Raw genomic sequence first — 1,941 nt, forward strand, 5'->3', positions numbered from 1 at the left:
AATTAGTGTAGCCGATCCACTTCAATTGGTGATATTGCTTATGATAGTTTAGATTTAAGTATGTCAGTAGGGGCTAAGTTGAAATTAGTGCCGAAACTGAATAAGTTTGGTAATCCAATATTTAAATTATTTAAAAATGGTCGCCGTGATTTAGAAAACGCTTACAAACAAATGAGTAAGAAATTATTAACTGTGGAAATTCTTGGTGATGCTATTTCTCTTAGAGAACTAGCTAATCAGTTAAAAAAAGCTTTTATACTTAATAAAGATACCAACCAAGTGAGCATGGTTGTTAAAGAGCCAGAAACAATTATTAATACAGGACAAATTGTTGAGAATTGTTCATTGATAATCACAATAGGTAATGATGATGCACCAGATTATTATAGCTGTGAAAGTAGTGATGGTTCAACATATAGAAAAGATAGAGACGGTAATATTATAAAATAAGGAGATTTGCATGGCTGTTGAAATATGGATTAGCTATTATTTTTTTGCTATTGTTGGGTGTTTTATTCGGCGCTATTTTTCGGAATATATTGCAATGGACTACAATAATGACAAAACTTTAAATCGTAAACGACGTTTAGCTCTTTCTTATTTTTATTTTATTTCTTTATATAGCCTGTTAATTATAAGTCAGCCAGGAGAAGGTTTTTTTCAAATATTATTTTTTTCTGGTCAGCTGTTTTTATTTTTATATTGTATGTATTTTTTATTAGCTTTCTTGAAACACCACGTAGATACATAAAAAGGAAAAAATGGAAATAACCTAAATGAATTATGAAAAGCCTAAATAATGATAAAGGAGAATATAATAGCTATGGTATGTTTTATAACAGTCAGTTTTTGTATATGTGCATTTTTTTGTGTTTACATTCGTTACTATTTTTCAGGTTATATACTTACAGATTATCAGCAGAATAAAAGTTTAAATAATAAAAGAATCTGTGCGATTATATATTATTATTCTATTAATTTATATAGTATTTTTATTCTTGTTCCCCATGGAGATTTATCAATAACAAGTTTAACCTTTTTTTGGTTTGTGGCTTTTATAATGATTTTAAACGTTTTTTTTATTAGTTTTCTCGAAACCCCACGTAGATACAAAAAAAGAAAAAAATGGAAATGATTAATTGAAGTAAAATAAGGATAAAATTAATCATAATTTAAAAATATTAAGAATTCTTTGATTCTTTTTTATAAACTTGATGTTCTATTTTATGTTATGTGAATTTTATATATGCGAGAGGGTTAATAAACGATGCAAAAATTATTATTACTCATATTATGCTGTGTTTTCTAAGTGCTTGTGATAGCTATCTATATCAATAAAAAGCGCAACAAACTGAAAGAGCTTAAATAGAGCCATTTTTATCTAAACGAGTCAAAATTGATAGATATAACCCATATATATTTAATAAAGATACTAAACAAGTCAGCATGGTTGTTAAAGAGCCAGAAACAATTATTAATACAGGACAAATTGTTGAGAATTGTTCATTGATAATCACAATAGGTAATGATGATGCACCAGATTATTATAGCTGTGAAAGTAGTGATGGTTCAACATATAGAAAAGATAGAGACGGTAATATTATAAAATAAGGAGATTTGCATGGCTGTTGAAATGTGGGTTAGCTATTATTTTTTTGCTATTGTTGGGTGTTTTATTCGGCGCTATTTTTCGGAATATATTGCAATTGACTACGATAATGACAAAACTTTAAATCGTAAACGACGTTTAGCTCTTTTTTATTTTTATTTTATTTTTATATTGTATGTATTTTTTATTAGCTTTCTTGAAACACCACGTAGATACATAAAAAGGAAAAAATGGAAATAATCCAAATTAATTTTAAAAAGCCTAAATTATGGTAAAGGGAGACACAATAGCTATGGCATTTTTTATAACAGTCCATTAAAAATACGGGTCGA

The 1,941-nt window shown here is 27.4% G+C and carries 4 protein-coding genes; all 4 read left to right on the forward strand.

Features of this window, described 5'->3' with window-relative positions; genetic code table 11:
* Positions 1-78 precede the first annotated feature (78 nt).
* The 4 genes from B9N71_RS10945 (at position 79) to B9N71_RS10955 (ending at position 1,849) form a co-directional block, all read left to right on the forward strand.
* Positions 79-450, forward strand: coding sequence for a hypothetical protein (locus tag B9N71_RS10945; protein ID WP_143422126.1), 372 nt, complete (start codon positions 79-81; stop codon positions 448-450).
* Between the two features lie 10 nt (positions 451-460).
* A complete protein-coding gene (locus B9N71_RS10950) occupies positions 461-751 on the forward strand; it encodes a hypothetical protein (RefSeq protein WP_085165961.1) in 291 nt (96 codons plus the stop codon).
* Between the two features lie 695 nt (positions 752-1,446).
* The gene (locus B9N71_RS13090; RefSeq protein ID WP_167370102.1) at positions 1,447-1,611 is read left to right on the forward strand and encodes a hypothetical protein; all 165 of its coding nucleotides are present in this window, start codon (positions 1,447-1,449) and stop codon (positions 1,609-1,611) included.
* 10 nt (positions 1,612-1,621) lie between these two features.
* Complete coding sequence (locus B9N71_RS10955; RefSeq protein ID WP_085165962.1) at positions 1,622-1,849, forward strand: hypothetical protein; 228 nt, start codon at positions 1,622-1,624, stop codon at positions 1,847-1,849.
* The last annotated feature ends 92 nt before the right edge of the window (positions 1,850-1,941 follow it).

This window comes from Gilliamella bombi, assembly GCF_900103255.1.
Classification (GTDB): Bacteria; Pseudomonadota; Gammaproteobacteria; order Enterobacterales; family Orbaceae; genus Gilliamella; species Gilliamella bombi.

What these genes read in the sequence shown, in the direction of transcription:
- B9N71_RS10950 (WP_085165961.1), top strand. Translation starts at nt 461, where the DNA reads ATGGCTGTTGAAATATGGATTAGCTATTATTTTTTTGCTATTGTTGGG.
- B9N71_RS13090 (WP_167370102.1), top strand. Translation starts at nt 1,447, where the DNA reads ATGGTTGTTAAAGAGCCAGAAACAATTATTAATACAGGACAAATTGTT.
- B9N71_RS10955 (WP_085165962.1), top strand. Translation starts at nt 1,622, where the DNA reads ATGGCTGTTGAAATGTGGGTTAGCTATTATTTTTTTGCTATTGTTGGG.